The sequence below is a fragment of the Pseudomonas sp. JQ170C genome (assembly GCF_035581345.1).
Lineage (GTDB): Bacteria > Pseudomonadota > Gammaproteobacteria > Pseudomonadales > Pseudomonadaceae > Aquipseudomonas.
This window is the reverse complement of the sequence record NZ_CP141608.1, coordinates 1577187-1593704: the sequence shown is the minus strand read 5'-3', so window position 1 is coordinate 1593704 and position 16518 is coordinate 1577187. Positions and strand designations below refer to the sequence as shown.

Sequence of the window (16518 nt, the reverse complement as noted above, 5' to 3'; positions counted from 1 at the left end):
ATGCTCTGGAATTCGGATTCACCGGCCCCTCAGGGCCGGCGAAAGGACCGCAGGGGTAATCAGGCCTGGGTCAATTTGGCTGCAGCGCGCTCGAAACGGTCCAGACCTTCATCGATGTCGGCATCCTCGACCACCAGGCTCGGGGCGAAACGCACTACATCGGGACCGGCCTGGAGCACCATCAGGCCTTCTTTCTCGGCCGCATTGAAGACGTCCTTGGCCTTGCCTTTCCAGGCGTCGGACAACACGCAACCGATCAGCAGCCCCATACCACGCACCTGGGTGAACAGGCCGTACTGCTGGCCGATTTTCTCCAGGCGCGACTTGAAGCGCTCGTGCTTGGCCTTGACGCCCGCCAGCACTTCAGGGGTGTTGACCACATCCAGCACGGCATTGGCCACGGCGCATGCCAGTGGGTTGCCGCCGTAGGTGGTGCCGTGGGTGCCGACAGCCAGGTGCTTGGCCAGGTCTTCGGTGGTCAGCATCGCGCCGATCGGGAAACCGCCGCCCAGGCTCTTGGCGCTGGAGAGGATGTCCGGGGTGACGCCGTAGTGCATGTAGGCGAACAGCTCGCCGGTACGGCCAACGCCGGTCTGCACTTCGTCGAAGATCAGCAGGGCGTTGTGCTTGTCGCACAGCTCGCGAGCGCCTTTGAGGTAGGCCAGGTCTGCCGGCACCACTCCGCTCTCGCCCTGGATCGGCTCGATCACCACCGCGCAGGTCTTGTCGGAAATCTGTGCCTTGAGCGCTTCAAGATCGTTGTACGGCACATGGCTGATACCGGTGATCTTCGGGCCGAAACCGTCGGAATACTTGGGCTGACCACCCACGCTGACCGTGAACAGGGTGCGACCGTGGAAGCTGTTCACGGTGGCGATGATCTCGTGCTTTTCCGGGCCGAAACGATCGTGGGCCACACGACGGGCCAGCTTGAAGGCGGCCTCGTTGGCTTCAGCGCCGGAGTTGCAGAAGAACGCCCGCTCGGCGAAGGTCGCGTCGACCAGCTTGTGGGCCAGGCGCAGGGCCGGCTCGTTGGTGAAGACGTTGGACACGTGCCACAGCTTGTTGGCTTGCTCGGTCAGGGCGCCAACCAGCGCCGGATGAGCATGCCCCAGAACGTTCACGGCAATCCCGCCCGCGAAGTCGATCAGCTCGCGGCCCGACTGATCCCAGACTCGGGAGCCCGCACCACGAACGGGGATAAAGGCCGCCGGTGCGTAATTGGGAACCATTACCTGGTCAAAATCGGCGCGTTGCACCGGAGCTTGCGGAGCGGACATCGGAGTCTCCTGAAGAGGTACGCCTGCCTGGAACTGGCGAGCGATGGGGGGATTGTAAGGACAGATCGGCGCCCGACATTGCCGCCAAGCGACAACTTCTTATAGCGCCAAACCCTGTTTTACCAAGGCTTTCGGCAATGCGACAAATTGGGTCGCAAAGGCGCAGTTTAAACGGTGCGAAGGGAGGACGGGAGATATCTGTAGGAGCGGGCTTGCCCCGCGATGTGGTGGTGACTGGCACCACGCCATCGCGGGGCAAGCCCGCTGCTACGGTCAGCCGCGCTCGGCGGGTGCCGACGACAACTCGAACGGGCTGCTGCTACGTCGCTGGTTACGATCTTCCCGCGGCGTTGCACCGAAGAAGTTGCGGTAGGCACTGGAGAAATGCGGCCCCGAGGAGAAGCCACACGACAAACCGATCTGGATGATCGACTTGCTGGTCTGCATCAGCATCTGGCGCGCCTTGTTCAGGCGCAGCTCCAGGTAGTACTGGCTCGGTACACGATTGAGGTACTGCTTGAAGATGCGCTCCAACTGGCGCCGCGACACGCACACATGCTGGGCGATTTCGTCGGTGGTCAAAGGCTCTTCGATGTTGGCCTCCATCAGCAACACCGCCTGAGTCAGTTTCGGATGGCTCGAGCCCAGACGATTCTGCAGAGGGATACGCTGACGCTCCCCACCCTCACGAATCCGCTCGACCACCAGCTCTTCGGACACCGCACCGGCAAGCTCGGCACCATGATCGCGGGCCAGCACCGCCAGCAACAGGTCAATCACCGACATGCCGCCGCAGGCGGTCAGGCGATCACGGTCCCAGTCGAACAGATGGCTGGTAGCGATGACCTTGGGAAAACGCTCGGCAAAATCATCCTGCCAACGCCAGTGCACCGCGGCCCGGTAGCCATCGAGCAAACCCAGCTGCGCCAGCGGGTACACCCCGGCCGACAGGCCGCCAATCACACAACCGGCGCGCGCCAGTTGCTTGAGCGCACTGCCCAGCCCCGATGCCACCGCCTGGGGTGGCTCATCGGCCAGCAAGAACAGTTTCTGGCAGCCCTCCAGGCGCCCCGCCCACGGCTCGCCCGGCAAACGCCAGGCGCCTTCGGCAGCAGGCTCGGCCTGCAGGAACAACAGCTCGTAGACCACTTCCGGATGCACTTTCTGGGCAACCCGCAAAACCTCTTCGGCCAGCGCCAGGGTCAGGGCTTTGGTGCTGGGCCAGATGAGAAAACCGATTCGCTGGGTGGTCATTGGGTGCGGTCCGAAACCTGAGAAAGGTCAAGAGGATGGAGCCGGTCAGGCTGCGCAAGGCACGCAGCATGACCCATTTTGGTGCGACGCGGCAATCTTACTTCAAGCTGCCCGACAGGAACTGCTGCAAACGCTCGGACTGCGGATTGACCAGCACCTCGCGCGGGTTGCCCGCCTCCTCCACCAGCCCCTTGTGCAGGAACACAAGCTGGTTGGACACCTCGCGGGCAAAGCCCATTTCGTGCGTCACCACCACCATGGTCCGACCTTCCTGGGCCAGCGACTGCATGACCTTGAGCACATCGCCCACCAGCTCCGGGTCGAGCGCCGAGGTTGGCTCGTCGAACAGCATCACTTCCGGCTCCATCGCCAGCGCCCGGGCAATGGCCACGCGCTGCTGCTCACCGCCGGACATATGCCCGGGATAGGCGTCCTTGCGGTGGGAAACCCCTACCTTGGCCAGGTAGTGCTCGGCTTTTTCCAGGGCGTCCTTTTTCGACATGCCCAACACATGGACCGGCGCTTCGATGATGTTTTCCAGCGCAGTCATGTGCGACCACAGATTGAAATGCTGGAACACCATCGACAGGCGCGAACGCATGCGCTGCAGTTGCTTGGGATCGGCAGCCTTGAGGGCGCCGTCCTTGTTGGCCACCAGCTTGAGCTCTTCGTTGTTGAGCAGGATCTTGCCCGCATGCGGCTGCTCGAGCAGGTTGATGCAGCGCAGGAAAGTACTTTTGCCCGAGCCACTGGAGCCGATGATACTGATCACGTCGCCCGCCTTGGCGGCCAGGGACACGCCCTTGAGCACTTCGTGACTGCCATAGCGTTTATGCAGGTCTTGGACTTCGAGTTTGTACATGCTGTCGGTTCTCACAAAGCAGTCAGTCTTGAGCTAACGCTCAGGCGAAAAAATTACCGCAGGCCTCAGGCCTTGCGCGGCGCCATGTAGCCGAGCCAGCGGCGTTCGGCCAGCTTGAACAGGCGCACCAGAATGAACGTCAGGCACAGGTAGAACACGCCGGCGGTAATGTAGGCTTCAAACGGCAAGTAGTACTGGGCATTGACTGTGCGCGCCGCACCGGTGATGTCGATCAAGGTCACGATCGACGCCAGGCTGGTGGTCTGCAGCATCATGATCACTTCGTTGCTGTACTGCGGCAGGGCCCGGCGCAGAGCCGACGGCAGCAGAATGCGGCGGTACATCTTGACCCGCGACATGCCCATGGCCTTGGCCGCCTCGATCTCGCCATGGGGCGTGGCCTTGAGGCTGCCGGCGATGATCTCGGCGGTATAGGCACTGGTGTTGATGGCGAAGGCCAGGCACGCACAGAAGGTCGCACTCGACAGCCAGGGCCAGAGGAAACTCTCGCGCACCGCCTCGAACTGGGCCAAGCCGTAGTAGATCAAGAACAGCTGCACCAGCATTGGCGTGCCGCGGATCACGTAGGTGTAGAGCCAGGCAGTCAGGTTGACCAGCGGCTGCTTGGACACCCGCATCAGACCCAGCGGAATGGCGGTCAGCAAACCGAAGAACAGTGACAGCGCCAGCAGTTTGAGCGTGGTCAGCAAACCGCCCAGGTACAGCGGCAGCGCTTCCCAGATGACGTTGTAGTCGAAAATCATAGATCAGCCGCCTTTACGCCAACCGAGTAGCGCTTCTCGAGGTAACGCAGGGCCAGCAGCGAGACACTGGTGATCACCAGGTACAGGGCTGCTACCGCCAGGAAGAAGGTGAAAGGCTCGCGGGTGGCATCGGCCGCCTGCTTGGCCTTGAACATCATGTCCTGCAGGCCGACCACCGAGATCAGTGCCGTCGCCTTGGTCAGGACCAGCCAGTTGTTGGTAAAGCCTGGAATCGCCAGGCGAATCATCTGCGGCACCAAGACCCGGAAGAACACCTGCAGGTTGCTCATGCCGTAGGCCATGCCGGCTTCAGCCTGCCCCTTGGGGATAGCCATGAAGGCGCCACGGAATGTTTCAGACAGGTAGGCACCAAAGATGAAACCCAGGGTACCGATACCCGCCATCAGCGGATTGAGATCGATGTAGTCGTCGTAGCCGAGCAGCGGCGCAACACGATTGAGCAGGTCCTGGCCGCCGTAGAAAATCAGCAGGATCAGCACCAGATCGGGAATCCCGCGGATTACCGTGGAGTACAGGTCACCCAGCCAGGCCAACCAGCGCACAGGCGACAGACGCAGGGCCACACCGATAAGGCCGAGTACGATAGCCAGGGCCATTGACGACAAGGCGAGCTGCAGCGTCAGCCACACGCCGTCGAGGATGACTGCCCCGTAGCCTTTCAACATGATGAGGTCCTCGACCTTAGGGATGAAAAAATGGTGCAAACCTCAGAGTCTCTGCTGCTTGCACCATTACACAGGTGAAACGTCGACGATTTACTTGGCTTCAGGGCCGTAGATGTCGAAGTTGAAGTACTTGTCCTGGATCTTCTTGTACTCGCCATTGGCGCGGATGGCCGCGATGGCAGCGTTCAAGCGGTCCAGGTTGGCCTTGTCGCCTTTGCGCACGGCGATACCAACGCCATCACCGAAGTACTTCACGTCAGTGAACGATGGGCCGACGAAGGCGTAGCCCTTGCCAGCGTCCGTCTTCAGGAAGCCGTCTTCGAGCAGGGTAGCATCGGCAACGGTACCGTCCAGGCGACCGGCCGCGACGTCCAGGTAGATTTCATTCTGGGTGCCGTAAGGCACGATGGTCGCACCTTGTGGAGCGAGAACTTCTTTGGCGAAGCGATCGTGGATCGAGCCACGCTGCACGCCAATCTTCTTGCCCTTGAGCTCGGTCAGGCTGTCGCTCACGGTAGTGCCTTCCTTCATCACCAGGCGCGCCGGGGTCAGGTAGTACTTGCCGGTGAAGTCAACGGACTTCTTGCGATCTTCAGTGATCGACATGGACGAGAGGATGGCGTCGATCTTGCGCACTTTGAGTGCAGGGATCAGGCCGTCGAACTCTTGCTCGACCCAGGTGCACTTGACCTTCATCTCGGCGCACAGGGCGTTGCCGATGTCGTAGTCGAAACCGACAATACTGCCGTCCGGCGCCTTGGAGGCGAACGGTGGGTAGGCGGCCTCGATACCGATCTTCAACGGTTTCTCATCAGCCAGCGATGCCAGGGAAAACACAGACAGCGCCAGGGCGCCAAGCAGTGCGAGTTTCTTCATCTGGAACTCCATCGGTAAAGGGCACTACAAGGCAGGGTGAAACTGCCTGATATGCAAATGGGTACAACGCGAGCCGCGCAGGGTCGACGAAGGTCGAACGCCACGAGCGAGTGATCGGCATTTTAACGACAGCTCCGTAGCCGATATTTCCTCAATGCGACAACTAATTACAGAAGCACAGGAAGCAGCGGCCGGAGATATTGACAGCTTTCGCGAATTATGCAAAAGCAAAAGACAAATAACCTATCAACGAAGCAATAACCGGGCCTATTATTGGCAAACCCTTCTAATCCGGCAAGCGTAGCGTTTCAGCGCGTTTAAATAACAGCCAGAAACGCGCAAAAACGGTGCGGTAACGTTTCCCTATGCCCCGCTTGCGCGCAAACGCGGTGACAGAAAGGTTACCGATGATTGTCGAAGTAACAGAAAACACAAAGCCCCGCTGGGTGAGCAGCGGGGCTTTGTGTGCATCATCGCGGGGCAAGCCCGCTCCTACCAGATTGATGTAGGAGCGGGCTTGCCCCGCGATGGTTTATCAGGCCGAGGCCAGGTTCATGGATTTGTGCGTGTCGATCAGGTGCTGCACCACGCTCGGGTCGGCCAGGGTCGAGATGTCGCCCAGGGCGTCGTACTCGGCCGTGGCGATCTTGCGCAGGATACGGCGCATGATCTTGCCCGAACGGGTCTTGGGCAGGCCAGGCGCCCACTGGATGACATCCGGCGAAGCAATCGGGCCAATCTCCTTGCGCACCCAGTTCTTCAGCTCAAGACGCAGCGCCTCGTTCGGCTCCTCGCCGCCATTGAGGGTGACGTACACATAGATACCCTGCCCCTTGATGTCGTGCGGCACGCCAACCACGGCGGCCTCGGCGACTTTCGGGTGGGCAACCATGGCGCTTTCGATCTCGGCGGTTCCCATGCGGTGGCCCGAAACGTTGAGCACGTCATCGACCCGGCCGGTGATCCAGTAGTAGCCGTCTTCGTCGCGGCGGGCACCGTCACCGGTGAAGTACATGCCACGGAAGGTCTTGAAGTAGGTATCGACAAAGCGGTCGTGATCGCCGTACAGCGAGCGCGACTGGCCTGGCCACGAGTCGAGGATCACCAGGTTGCCCTCGGCAGGGCCTTCGATCAGGTTGCCCAGGTTGTCCACCAGGGCCGGCACCACACCAAAGAACGGACGGGTTGCCGAGCCCGGCTTGAGGGCCGTGGCACCTGGCAGCGGGCTGATCAGCACGCCGCCGGTTTCGGTCTGCCACCAGGTATCGACGATCGGGCAACGCTCCTTGCCCACGGTCTGGTAGTACCAGTTCCACGCCTCCGGGTTGATCGGCTCGCCCACCGAGCCCAACAGGCGCAGGCTGGAGCCATCGGCACCGGCGACCGCAGCCTGACCTTCGGCCATCATCGCGCGGATCGCAGTGGGTGCGGTGTAGAGGATGTTGACCTTGTGCTTGTCGATGATCTTCGACACGCGGGTGATATCCGGATAGTTCGGCACGCCCTCGAACAGTACGGTGGTCGCACCATTGGCCAGCGGGCCGTAGACGATGTAGCTGTGGCCGGTGACCCAGCCGACGTCGGCGGTACACCAGTAGACTTCGCCGGGACGGTAGTCGAACACCCGCTCATGGGTCAGTGCGGCATAGACCATGTAGCCGCCCGTGGTGTGCAACACACCTTTGGGCTTACCGGTCGAACCCGAGGTGTAGAGAATGAACAGCGCCTCTTCGGCGCCCATCTCTTTTGGCGCGCAGTGGCTGGAGGCAACTTTCATCAGGTCCTCGAACCAGATGTCGCGGTGCTGGTGCCAGGCAATGTCGCCACCGGTGCGCTTGCACACGATGATCTTTTGCACGCTGGCGGTTTCCGGGTTGGTCAGCGCCAGGTCGACATTGGCCTTGAGCGGCGTACGACGTCCACCACGCAGTCCCTCGTCGGCGGTGATCACCACTTTTGATTTGCAGTCGATGATGCGACCGGCCAGTGCCTCGGGCGAGAAACCACCAAAGACCACCGAGTGGATCGCACCAATGCGGGCACAGGCCAGCATGGCGACCACGGCCTCAGGGATCATCGGCATGTAGATGGTGACCACGTCACCCCGGTGCACGTCCTGGCCACGCAGGGCGTTGGCGAATTTGCAGACCTGCTCGTGCAGTTCGCGGTAGGTGATGTTGCGGTGTTCGGAAGGATCGTCGCCTTCCCAGATGATCGCGACTTGGTCGCCACGCTCGGCCAGGTGGCGGTCCAGGCAGTTGTAGGAGACGTTCAGAGTGCCGTCGGCAAACCATTTGATATCGACATGGTGATCGTCGAAGGAAGTCTGCTTGACCTTGGTAAAGGGCTTGATCCAGTCCAGGCGCTGCGCCTGCTCACGCCAGAAGCCGTCCGGGTTGATCACCGACTGCTGGTACATGGCCTTGTAGGTCGCCTCATCAGTCAGGGTGGTGGCCGCAACCTCGGGACGAACGGGGTACAGGGGAGCCGCACTCATCTTTATCTACCTCGGTGTAATAGTTGTTTTTGTATGACCTCGTTGTAACTGTACCAGACCGGGTGGGCCATTCGACGTTGGTAGTAACGCCCTGCTCTTTTTGCCCCCCTGCAATTGACCGCAGGCTCAAAACCGGGCCTCAAGGCCTGGAAAAATAAATTTGCCCAGCGCCCGGCGGGTGATTGTTACAGTTTTCGCCAACAGTGTTTATCAAAACATCATCTGTTTAAGGTACGCGCACACCCCTAAAATTCACTCCGCCAGCAACGGCAACGAGATTAACTTCTTGTAACACCCCCACCAAGGCCGTTAATCCCGCAATAACCGTGATAGTTGAACTTAAGTTGCACACGCGGCGCCACGAGCGCTGCGTGCCCCCTCTCGACCTTAGACAGGTAAAATGAAAATGAAAGCGTTACTGGTATTGGTACTTGGCAGTCTTTGCACCACGGCGATGGCCGCTGAAGTTGCAAACGATTCTGCCGGGCAGATTCCGGTTGAACAGTACAGTTACTCGCAGCACCTGGACATCGCCAAGGTCATCTCCATGAGCGAAGTCCCGCACGTCTGCGAGGTGGTTCCGGTGCGCATGACCTACGAGGACTCCCAGGGCCAGCAGCACATTCTTGAATACCGCGTGATGGGGGACGGCTGCTCTAACGGCTAATCACACACTTTCCGACTCGCACGCCCCGGCCGCATGACACAGGGCGTGCGACTTACATTGAACTCGCCATAATAAATGGCGAGTTCATTATTTAACGTCGTTCAACTCAGTTGATCTACCCAAGCCATGTTCGCGCAACTTGTTGGCGATGGTGGTATGTGAAACACCCAGGCGCTTACCCAATGCCCGGCTACTGGGAAACTCGTTCATCAACTGCTCCAGTACTGCCTTCTCGAAACGCCCGACAATATCCCCCAGTTCCCCGTCCAACGAGAAATCGCCCAAAGGTTGCCGAGCGCCATAATCGGGCAAGCGAATGTGCTCGCTCTTGACCACCCCGCCATCACACAGCGATACCGCCTGGAACAACACGTTCTCCAACTGCCGCACATTGCCCGGCCAGTGATACTGACTCAGCCGCTCCATCGCCGCGGGCGCCAGGCGCGGCAGCGGGCAGCCGATCTGCCGGCTGGCCTGGTCAAGGAAGTGCTCCACCAGCGGCGCCAAGCCATCGAGGCACTCGCGCAGTGGCGGAATATGCAGCGAAAGCACGTTGAGGCGGTGGTACAAGTCCTGGCGAAACTCGCCCTGGGCACACAACTCGGAGAGATCGACCTGGGTCGCACAGATCACCCGCACGTCCAGGTACACTTCTTCATCGCTGCCTACCCGGCGAAAACAACCGTCCTGCAAAAAGCGCAGCAACTTGACCTGCAGCCGCGGGCTCATCTCGCCGACACCGTCGAGAAACAAGGTGCCCCCCGCCGTCAGCTCCAGCAGCCCGAGCTTGCCTTCGGCACGCGCGCCCTCGAAAGCGCCCGGCCCGTAACCAAACAGTTCCGTCTCGGCCATGGACTCCGGCAGGCCAGCGCAGTTGAGTGCCATCAATGGTGCCTGGCCGCGGGGGCTGGCCAGGTGGCAGGCACGCGCCAGCAACTCCTTGCCGGTCCCCGTCTCGCCCTCGATCAGCAGCGGCGCATCCAGCGGCGCCATGCGTCGCGCCTCCCGCACCACCCCGGCCATCACCCGCGAGCTCTGGAAGATGCTGTCAAAACCGCGCAACTCCTGCTTGCGCACGTTATAGATACGCTCCCCGATGCGGTCGGCACGGTGCAGGGTCAAGACCGCCCCGGCCAGGGCCTCGCTGTCGTCGTGCTCCGACTGCAGCGGCGCGATATCGGCCAGGAATACATCACCCTTGACCTTGACCCGCAGGCCGTTGATCCGCGACTTGTTGGCCCGCACCAACTCCGGCAGGTCAAAGTCTTCGGCATAGCGCGACAGCGGAATGCCGGGGACTTCATCCACACGCACCCCCAGCAACTGCGCGGCTGCCCGGTTGGCGGCAACGATGGAGCCGCCCATATCGATCGACAACACCGGAAAGTCCAGGGCGCCGAGCAAGGCGTTGAGTTCCATATGGCGCCGTTCGCTGGGCATCAGCCCTACCCGCTTGACCCCGAACACACCGGTAATCGACTCGAACTTGGGCCGCAGGGCCTGGAACTGCAGATTGATCAGGTTCGGACAATGCAGGTAGATGGCATTGCCATGCTCGCCCCCCACCTCGCCACGGGCGACGTTGATGCCGTACTCCACCAGCAAGTTGAGGATGTCGCGCAGAATGCCGATGCGGTTCTGGCAATGCACTTTGATACGCATGAAATGTCCTACCAGTAGGTCTACAACAAGCTTTGGCGCCTACCTGACAGGCATTTATTTAGCAGCGCCGAAGAATTTTCGTAAAGATTACGTGACAAAAACCGGGATACATTCCCTCAGCCGCCTTCGATTTTTCGGCCTTTTGTCTTTTTTGTAAAGTTATCGTTACGAATTGAGAGCGCAGCAACCACCGCCATTGGGCCCAGGACCGATGCAAAGTGCCGCCCAGCGGGTTATCACTTAGGCAACGGCTTGATCACATAACAAAAAAGGCCCTCAGCAGGAGAGCAGTATGAAACAGACGCAATACGTGGCTCGCGAGCCCGATGCGCAAGGGTTTATCGACTACCCGCAACAGGAACACGCGGTGTGGAACACCCTGATTACCCGTCAACTGAAGGTGATCGAAGGTCGCGCGTGCCAGGAATACCTGGACGGCATCGATCAACTGGGCCTGCCGCACGACCGCATTCCGCAGTTGGGCGAAATCAACAAAGTGCTGGGCGCAACCACCGGCTGGCAAGTCGCCCGGGTTCCTGCACTGATCCCCTTCCAGACCTTTTTTGAACTGCTGGCCAGCAAGCGCTTCCCGGTGGCGACCTTCATTCGCACCGAAGAAGAGCTCGACTACCTGCAAGAACCCGACATTTTCCATGAGATTTTCGGTCACTGCCCGCTGCTGACCAACCCCTGGTTCGCCGAGTTCACCCATACCTACGGCAAGCTTGGCCTGAAGGCCACCAAGGAAGAGCGCGTGTACCTAGCGCGCCTGTACTGGATGACCATCGAATTCGGTCTGGTCGACACGCCGCAGGGCCGCAAGATTTACGGCGGCGGCATTCTTTCCTCGCCGAAAGAAACCGTCTACAGCCTGTCCGACGAGCCAGAACACCAGGCCTTCGACCCGCTGGAAGCCATGCGTACCCCGTACCGCATCGACATCCTGCAACCGCTGTACTTTGCCTTGCCCAACCTCAAGCGCCTGTTTGACCTTGCCCACGAAGACATCATGGGCATGGTCCACACTGCCATGAAGATGGGCCTGCACGCCCCGAAATTTCCACCCAAGGTCGCCGCCTGAGCGGCCTTGCAAACCAATAACAAACCACTTGCGGAAAACCTTATGAACGCCTTGAACCAAGCCCACTGCGAAGCCTGCCGTGCCGATGCCCCACAGGTCAGCGACGAAGAACTGCCGGTACTGATCAAGCAGATCCCGGATTGGAACATCGAAGTCCGTGACGGCATCATGCAGCTGGAAAAAGTCTTCCTGTTCAAGAATTTCAAACATGCCCTGGCCTTCACCAATGCCGTCGGCGAAATCTCCGAAGCCGAAGGCCATCACCCAGGTCTGCTGACCGAGTGGGGCAAAGTCACCGTGACCTGGTGGAGCCATTCGATCAAAGGCCTGCACCGCAACGACTTCATCATGGCCGCGCGTACCGACGAGGTCGCCAAAACCGCCGAAGGCCGCAAGTAATGCACTTTGGCGCGATCGAGCGCGTACCCGGCGACCCGATCCTGGGGCTGATGGAGGCGTATGCCAAAGACAGCAATCCGAACAAGTTCGACCTGGGTGTCGGCGTGTTCAAGGATGCCCAGGGCCTGACGCCAATTCCGGCAGCCGTCAAGCAAGCCGAACAGCGCTTGCTTGAGCAGCAGGCCAGCAAGAGCTACATCGGCGGTCATGGCGACGCAGACTTCGGTCGATTGATCAGCGAGCTGGTGCTGGGCAGTGATTCGTCACTGCTCAGCAACAAGCGCGCCGGTGCCACCCAGACCCCTGGCGGTACCGGCGCGCTGCGCCTGGCCGCGGAGTTCATCGAGCACTGCCTGCCCGGGCGCGGTATCTGGCTGAGCGATCCGACCTGGCCGATCCACGAAACCATCTTTGCCGGTGCAGGCCTCAAGGTCAGCCACTACCCCTACGTTGGTGCGGACAACCGCCTGAACGTGAGCGGCATGCTGGCTGCACTGGAGTCGGCACCAAAAGGCGATGTGGTGCTTCTGCATGCCTGCTGCCACAACCCGACCGGTTTCGATCTGTCCCAGGATGACTGGCGCGCGGTGCTGGAGGTGGTGCGCCGTCGCGACTTGCTGCCGCTGATCGACTTTGCCTATCAGGGCTTCGGCGATGGCCTGGAAGAAGATGCCTGGGCAGTCCGGCTGTTTGCCGCCGAACTGCCGGAGCTGCTGATCACCAGTTCGTGCTCGAAGAACTTCGGCCTGTACCGCGACCGCACCGGCGCCCTGCTGGTGTGCAGCCATGACGCCGAGAAGCTGGTGGATGTCCGCAGTCAGCTGGCCTGGTTGGCCCGTAACCTGTGGTCGACCCCACCGGATCACGGCGCGGCGGTAGTGGCACAGATTCTTGGCGATGCCGATTTGAAGCGCCTGTGGGTCGAAGAAGTCGAGGCCATGCGTCAGCGCATTGCCCAGTTGCGGGTCGGACTGGTCGAAGCGCTTGCGCCGCATGGCTTGAGCGACCGCTTTGCACACATCGCCGAGCAACGCGGAATGTTTTCCTACACTGGCTTGTCGCCGGAGCAGGTCAAGCAATTGCGTGAGCGGCACAGCGTGTACATGGTCGGCACCGGCCGGGCGAATGTCGCCGGAGCTGATGCTACGAGGCTTGGGGCGTTGGCGGCGGCGATTGCCGACGTTTGCCGGTAAGTAAACCCATCACGGGGCAAGCCCGCTCCTACATCAATCTGGTAGGAGCGGGCTTGCCCCGCGAGCCGTTTAGCCACCAATCAGCAGGAAAATTCATACTGTCATCCCGCTTCCTGTATCCTGCACAGGCTTTTTAAAAGCCATGCGCGCCTTGCGCAGCCTTTCCACACACTTGCGAGGAACGACGAGATGCATGAAATCCCGAATCTTCCCTTCCCAAGCCTGAACCCAGAAGAGCAAACACCTGCCACTCACAGCGCCGAGCCAGCCCAGGCTGACTACGACGGCGACGACACCTCAAGCGCCGACCAGGAATAATCGCGCAACAATCAGACTGTGTGAAAACGGCTGATGCAGGGACTACCCCGTCAACACGTTTTCACACCGTCAAGAATCCCCTCGCTGCACCAAACTCCCCCGCCTCAATAGTCGATCTTGCCGCGTCCGGCCTTGATCGCTCCACGCTTGCTCTTTGTGTCCAGCCGCCGGGTTTTCGACCCCAGGGTCGGTCGCGTCGGGCGCCGCGCCTTCTCAACCTTGACCGCCGAAAGAATCAACTCGCGCAAACGCTCCAGCGCGTCATTGCGATTCTGCTCCTGGGTGCGGTACTGCTGGGCCTTGATGATGATCACCCCATCGCGGGTGATTCGGCTGTCGCGCAGCGCCAACAAGCGCTCCTTGTAGAACGGCGGCAATGACGATGCCTGGCTGTCGAAGCGCAGGTGCACGGCGCTGGAAACCTTGTTGACGTTCTGCCCGCCCGCCCCCTGGGCACGGATGGCCGTCAATTCGATCTCGTCATCGGGCAATTGCACTGCGTTTGAAAGTTGCACCTTCACCTACCCTTGAAAAACAGCAAACAACGACGCCGGCCTCCCGACTCAGGAGGCCGCGTCGATCATGGCGGATGCACTCCTGGCCAACACCTCGATCACGCGTCGAACCCGAACCTGATCGGCCGACGACAACTGACGGAACAGCATGACCAGATCGCTCTCCGATTCATTCAACTGACTGCCAGAGCGGGTGTTAATCGCCTTATAGGACAAGCAGGTTTTGTACTTCGACATGTCCATCCTTCCCTCGGATTATTGAAGAGAAAGACGTTACGGGGAATCGTATTGAAATTAACCTTTATCGGTCTGATTATTTCGTAGGAAAAATGTACACCATCTATTTGACGTCACTCACCGTGTTGGCCATTGCACTGATCACGCGATGCACAATCTCCTGGTCAGCATTGGCCAGCGAACGATAGTCCGTAAGCAGACACTGCTCCGGCTCCGTCAGATCCCCGAGCGTATCGACCTTGCGTACGCCGGTAATGACGTAACACACATCGACCCCTGCCTGCGCCACCGCAGCCAGGTAGGCGACATCGGGATTGCGCTCGCCTTTTTCATAGCTGCCCTGAGTGTTGCGATTGACGCCACCCAGACGGGCAAAATCATCTTGCCGCAACCCAAGTCGAGTGCGCTCCTGGCGCAGACGCTCTCCGTAGTCGGCTGATTTCAGCGCGCCATAAGCACAATTTTTCAATCATCACCTATTTACAAGAACATTTTATTGGGCATAATCGGCACCCTCACGGCGCAGACGAACCTGCTTTAGCAGTTTTCAGGCCATTGTAAGTTAAGCAAAACACATTCACTGCGTTCACCAACAACCGATACACCAGTAGTACCGTCATGGATGACACAGGACCAGAAACTTGTTTCTGGTAACGGGAAATACCGAGTTCCGGTAACTGCCCGAAGTGCCTTCCGACATCGATGCTCAACAGCGTCTGTACCAGCGCGAAGGCTCCTTCCCTTAGTCAAAGGACCGAGTCATGAGCAACACAACGCCATGCACCCTGACAGCAATACTTACTTTCGTCAGCCTCGGCGCCCATGCCAGCACCACTGACGTCAGTCTGGTAGGCACCCTGACGCCGTCCGCCTGTACGCCATCACTCGCCCTGGGTGGCCGGGTGGATTATGGCGACCTCAGCATCCCTGACCTGCCGAACGATCCTGACGATCCCACACACTCGATCCTCCCCCCACGCAACCTGACCCTGCTCGTCAGTTGTGGTGTGCCGACGCCGCTGGCCCTGGTGGCTACCGGCAACCGCCGCGACAGCAACTCCGCCGGCGAAGCCCGCACCTTCGGCCTGGGCAACACGCCCAAGGGCGAGCCCATCGGATTCTATACCGCCGGCTGGTCCGGCAGCACGGTCCTGCTCGACAACCTTCCGGCAGTCACCTTGTATTCCACTGACCAGGGCCAGACCTGGACGCCGTTGACCAGCGCATTGTTCAAGCACCTGGGCGACCGCCCCGATACACGATTCGGCTTTGCCGCCACTGGCAACACCAGCCCGACGCCCGCACGGCAACTGAGCCTGGAGCTGGAAGTCAGCGGCTGGGTACGCAACGACACCCAGCATTTCGACCAATCGCTCATGGATGGCAGCCTGACCGTCGAGGTCCAGTACCTTTAGCCCATCCCGCAAGAACATGGCCTGACCAGCCTTACAGAATCCCGTCGACTGCAGACCTGCACATTGCCCCAAAAGGCCAGTGAAGGCTTTCTGCGCGCAAAAACGGGACACCCGCAACACCCAACACAAGAACCAAGAAAGGAAAAATCTGTGAACAAGTCCGTATTGCCCCTCTCCCTGGCCGCTGTCCTGTTTGGCACCCAGGCTATCGCTTCCACCGTCGAAATGACTGTCACCGGTACCATCACACCGAACGCTTGCACCCCATCGTTGAGCAACAACGGGGTAGTCGACTACGGTCCGATCCATGCCGAGACCCTCGACAACTTCCAACTGCCGGACAGAACCCTGACGCTGTCCATCGCCTGCGGCGGCCAAACGTCAATTGCCCTGATCGCAACCGACAACCGCAGCGGTACCGCCAGCACCACCGGCGATATCCACTTCGGCATGGGTACCTACGAGACCTTGCCCATCGGGCGCTATTCGATGGCGTTCCAGAATGCCCAGGTCGATGGCAAGCAAGAGGGCGCGCTGGAATCGTTGGACGGTGGCGTCAACTGGAGGGCCAGCGACACGGTGTTGTTGCGCGACTCGACCACTGCCCAGGAATTCAGGCTGGGCTTCGGTAGTACCACTCCGCAGCCGACGACCCTCTTGAGTGCCAACATGCGCATTCAGGGCTCGATCAATAGAAACCTGCCTTTCACCGACGACATCGAGCTCGACGGCAGCAGCACCATCGAGATCAAGTACCTCTGATCCATCGCCTGAACACCTTATTAAGAGGGCCGTCAGAAGCCCTCATTCAC

Annotated in this window: 19 protein-coding genes; 7 read left to right on the top strand and 12 right to left on the bottom strand. The window is 60.1% G+C overall.

Annotated features, from left to right (window positions below):
* Positions 1 to 59: 59 nt before the first annotated feature.
* The 8 genes from U9R80_RS07335 to acs form a co-directional block, all read right to left on the bottom strand.
* Positions 60 to 1280, bottom strand: coding sequence for an aspartate aminotransferase family protein (locus tag U9R80_RS07335; RefSeq protein WP_301837003.1), 1221 nt, complete (start codon positions 1278 to 1280; stop codon positions 60 to 62).
* 273 nt (positions 1281 to 1553) lie between these two features.
* On the bottom strand, positions 1554 to 2534 hold the full coding sequence (argR, locus tag U9R80_RS07330; protein ID WP_301837004.1) for a transcriptional regulator ArgR: 981 nt from the start codon (positions 2532 to 2534) through the stop codon (positions 1554 to 1556).
* A gap of 97 nt (positions 2535 to 2631) precedes the next feature.
* Positions 2632 to 3396, bottom strand: coding sequence for an ABC transporter ATP-binding protein (locus tag U9R80_RS07325; RefSeq protein WP_274118052.1), 765 nt, complete (start codon positions 3394 to 3396; stop codon positions 2632 to 2634).
* 65 nt (positions 3397 to 3461) lie between these two features.
* Positions 3462 to 4160, bottom strand: coding sequence for an ABC transporter permease (locus tag U9R80_RS07320; RefSeq protein ID WP_301837005.1), 699 nt, complete (start codon positions 4158 to 4160; stop codon positions 3462 to 3464).
* Positions 4157 to 4846, bottom strand: a complete 690-nt coding sequence (locus U9R80_RS07315; protein WP_301837006.1) for an ABC transporter permease — start codon at positions 4844 to 4846, stop codon at positions 4157 to 4159. The genes U9R80_RS07320 and U9R80_RS07315 overlap by 4 nt, the downstream gene beginning before the upstream one ends.
* Positions 4847 to 4936: 90 nt before the next feature.
* Entirely contained in the window at positions 4937 to 5722 is a 786-nt protein-coding gene (locus U9R80_RS07310) for an ABC transporter substrate-binding protein (protein ID WP_301837007.1), read from the bottom strand.
* A gap of 286 nt (positions 5723 to 6008) precedes the next feature.
* The gene (locus tag U9R80_RS07305) at positions 6009 to 6206 is read right to left on the bottom strand and encodes a hypothetical protein (RefSeq protein WP_301837008.1); all 198 of its coding nucleotides are present in this window, start codon (positions 6204 to 6206) and stop codon (positions 6009 to 6011) included.
* Between the two features lie 51 nt (positions 6207 to 6257).
* The gene (gene acs, locus U9R80_RS07300; RefSeq protein ID WP_301837009.1) at positions 6258 to 8219 is read right to left on the bottom strand and encodes an acetate--CoA ligase; all 1962 of its coding nucleotides are present in this window, start codon (positions 8217 to 8219) and stop codon (positions 6258 to 6260) included.
* Between the two features lie 406 nt (positions 8220 to 8625).
* Here acs and U9R80_RS07295 point away from each other — a divergent pair, with 406 nt between their 5' ends.
* Positions 8626 to 8886, top strand: a complete 261-nt coding sequence (locus U9R80_RS07295; RefSeq protein WP_028944701.1) for a DUF2790 domain-containing protein — start codon at positions 8626 to 8628, stop codon at positions 8884 to 8886.
* A gap of 87 nt (positions 8887 to 8973) precedes the next feature.
* On the opposite strand, the gene U9R80_RS07290 is transcribed toward U9R80_RS07295, so the two are convergent.
* The gene (locus tag U9R80_RS07290; RefSeq protein ID WP_301837010.1) at positions 8974 to 10548 is read right to left on the bottom strand and encodes a sigma-54-dependent transcriptional regulator; all 1575 of its coding nucleotides are present in this window, start codon (positions 10546 to 10548) and stop codon (positions 8974 to 8976) included.
* Positions 10549 to 10840: 292 nt separating this feature from the next.
* Between U9R80_RS07290 and phhA the strand changes: the two genes are divergently transcribed.
* The 4 genes from phhA (at position 10841) to U9R80_RS07270 (ending at position 13539) form a co-directional block, all read left to right on the top strand.
* Positions 10841 to 11629, top strand: a complete 789-nt coding sequence (gene phhA / locus U9R80_RS07285; RefSeq protein ID WP_301837011.1) for a phenylalanine 4-monooxygenase — start codon at positions 10841 to 10843, stop codon at positions 11627 to 11629.
* A 42-nt stretch (positions 11630 to 11671) separates the two neighbouring features.
* The gene (locus U9R80_RS07280) at positions 11672 to 12028 is read left to right on the top strand and encodes a 4a-hydroxytetrahydrobiopterin dehydratase (RefSeq protein WP_038613492.1); all 357 of its coding nucleotides are present in this window, start codon (positions 11672 to 11674) and stop codon (positions 12026 to 12028) included.
* Positions 12028 to 13221, top strand: a complete 1194-nt coding sequence (locus U9R80_RS07275; protein ID WP_301837012.1) for an amino acid aminotransferase — start codon at positions 12028 to 12030, stop codon at positions 13219 to 13221. The genes U9R80_RS07280 and U9R80_RS07275 overlap by 1 nt, the downstream gene beginning before the upstream one ends.
* Positions 13222 to 13410: 189 nt before the next feature.
* On the top strand, positions 13411 to 13539 hold the full coding sequence (locus tag U9R80_RS07270; RefSeq protein ID WP_301837013.1) for a hypothetical protein: 129 nt from the start codon (positions 13411 to 13413) through the stop codon (positions 13537 to 13539).
* A gap of 104 nt (positions 13540 to 13643) precedes the next feature.
* On the opposite strand, the gene arfB is transcribed toward U9R80_RS07270, so the two are convergent.
* The 3 genes from arfB to U9R80_RS07255 form a co-directional block, all read right to left on the bottom strand.
* Complete coding sequence (gene arfB / locus U9R80_RS07265; protein WP_301837014.1) at positions 13644 to 14054, bottom strand: alternative ribosome rescue aminoacyl-tRNA hydrolase ArfB; 411 nt, start codon at positions 14052 to 14054, stop codon at positions 13644 to 13646.
* Positions 14055 to 14102: 48 nt separating this feature from the next.
* A complete protein-coding gene (locus U9R80_RS07260) occupies positions 14103 to 14291 on the bottom strand; it encodes a hypothetical protein (protein WP_301837015.1) in 189 nt (62 codons plus the stop codon).
* A 103-nt stretch (positions 14292 to 14394) separates the two neighbouring features.
* Positions 14395 to 14760 carry a helix-turn-helix domain-containing protein gene (locus U9R80_RS07255; protein WP_301837016.1) on the bottom strand — a complete coding sequence of 122 codons (366 nt, stop codon included), beginning with the start codon at positions 14758 to 14760 and terminating at the stop codon, positions 14395 to 14397.
* Between the two features lie 292 nt (positions 14761 to 15052).
* Here U9R80_RS07255 and U9R80_RS07250 point away from each other — a divergent pair, with 292 nt between their 5' ends.
* Together U9R80_RS07250 and U9R80_RS07245 are read left to right on the top strand one after the other, a co-directional pair.
* Complete coding sequence (locus tag U9R80_RS07250) at positions 15053 to 15706, top strand: DUF1120 domain-containing protein (protein ID WP_301837017.1); 654 nt, start codon at positions 15053 to 15055, stop codon at positions 15704 to 15706.
* A 150-nt stretch (positions 15707 to 15856) separates the two neighbouring features.
* On the top strand, positions 15857 to 16468 hold the full coding sequence (locus U9R80_RS07245; protein ID WP_301837018.1) for a DUF1120 domain-containing protein: 612 nt from the start codon (positions 15857 to 15859) through the stop codon (positions 16466 to 16468).
* The last annotated feature ends 50 nt before the right edge of the window (positions 16469 to 16518 follow it).

Excerpts from the sequence above, each read along its gene's own strand:
- U9R80_RS07335 (WP_301837003.1), bottom strand. The coding sequence starts at position 1,280 with ATGTCCGCTCCGCAAGCTCCGGTGCAACGCGCCGATTTTGACCAGGTA.
- argR (WP_301837004.1), bottom strand. The coding sequence starts at position 2,534 with ATGACCACCCAGCGAATCGGTTTTCTCATCTGGCCCAGCACCAAAGCC.
- U9R80_RS07325 (WP_274118052.1), bottom strand. The coding sequence starts at position 3,396 with ATGTACAAACTCGAAGTCCAAGACCTGCATAAACGCTATGGCAGTCAC.
- U9R80_RS07320 (WP_301837005.1), bottom strand. The coding sequence starts at position 4,160 with ATGATTTTCGACTACAACGTCATCTGGGAAGCGCTGCCGCTGTACCTG.
- U9R80_RS07315 (WP_301837006.1), bottom strand. The coding sequence starts at position 4,846 with ATGTTGAAAGGCTACGGGGCAGTCATCCTCGACGGCGTGTGGCTGACG.
- U9R80_RS07310 (WP_301837007.1), bottom strand. The coding sequence starts at position 5,722 with ATGAAGAAACTCGCACTGCTTGGCGCCCTGGCGCTGTCTGTGTTTTCC.
- acs (WP_301837009.1), bottom strand. The coding sequence starts at position 8,219 with ATGAGTGCGGCTCCCCTGTACCCCGTTCGTCCCGAGGTTGCGGCCACC.
- U9R80_RS07295 (WP_028944701.1), top strand. The coding sequence starts at position 8,626 with ATGAAAGCGTTACTGGTATTGGTACTTGGCAGTCTTTGCACCACGGCG.
- U9R80_RS07290 (WP_301837010.1), bottom strand. The coding sequence starts at position 10,548 with ATGCGTATCAAAGTGCATTGCCAGAACCGCATCGGCATTCTGCGCGAC.
- phhA (WP_301837011.1), top strand. The coding sequence starts at position 10,841 with ATGAAACAGACGCAATACGTGGCTCGCGAGCCCGATGCGCAAGGGTTT.
- U9R80_RS07280 (WP_038613492.1), top strand. The coding sequence starts at position 11,672 with ATGAACGCCTTGAACCAAGCCCACTGCGAAGCCTGCCGTGCCGATGCC.
- U9R80_RS07275 (WP_301837012.1), top strand. The coding sequence starts at position 12,028 with ATGCACTTTGGCGCGATCGAGCGCGTACCCGGCGACCCGATCCTGGGG.
- U9R80_RS07270 (WP_301837013.1), top strand. The coding sequence starts at position 13,411 with ATGCATGAAATCCCGAATCTTCCCTTCCCAAGCCTGAACCCAGAAGAG.
- U9R80_RS07260 (WP_301837015.1), bottom strand. The coding sequence starts at position 14,291 with ATGTCGAAGTACAAAACCTGCTTGTCCTATAAGGCGATTAACACCCGC.
- U9R80_RS07250 (WP_301837017.1), top strand. The coding sequence starts at position 15,053 with ATGAGCAACACAACGCCATGCACCCTGACAGCAATACTTACTTTCGTC.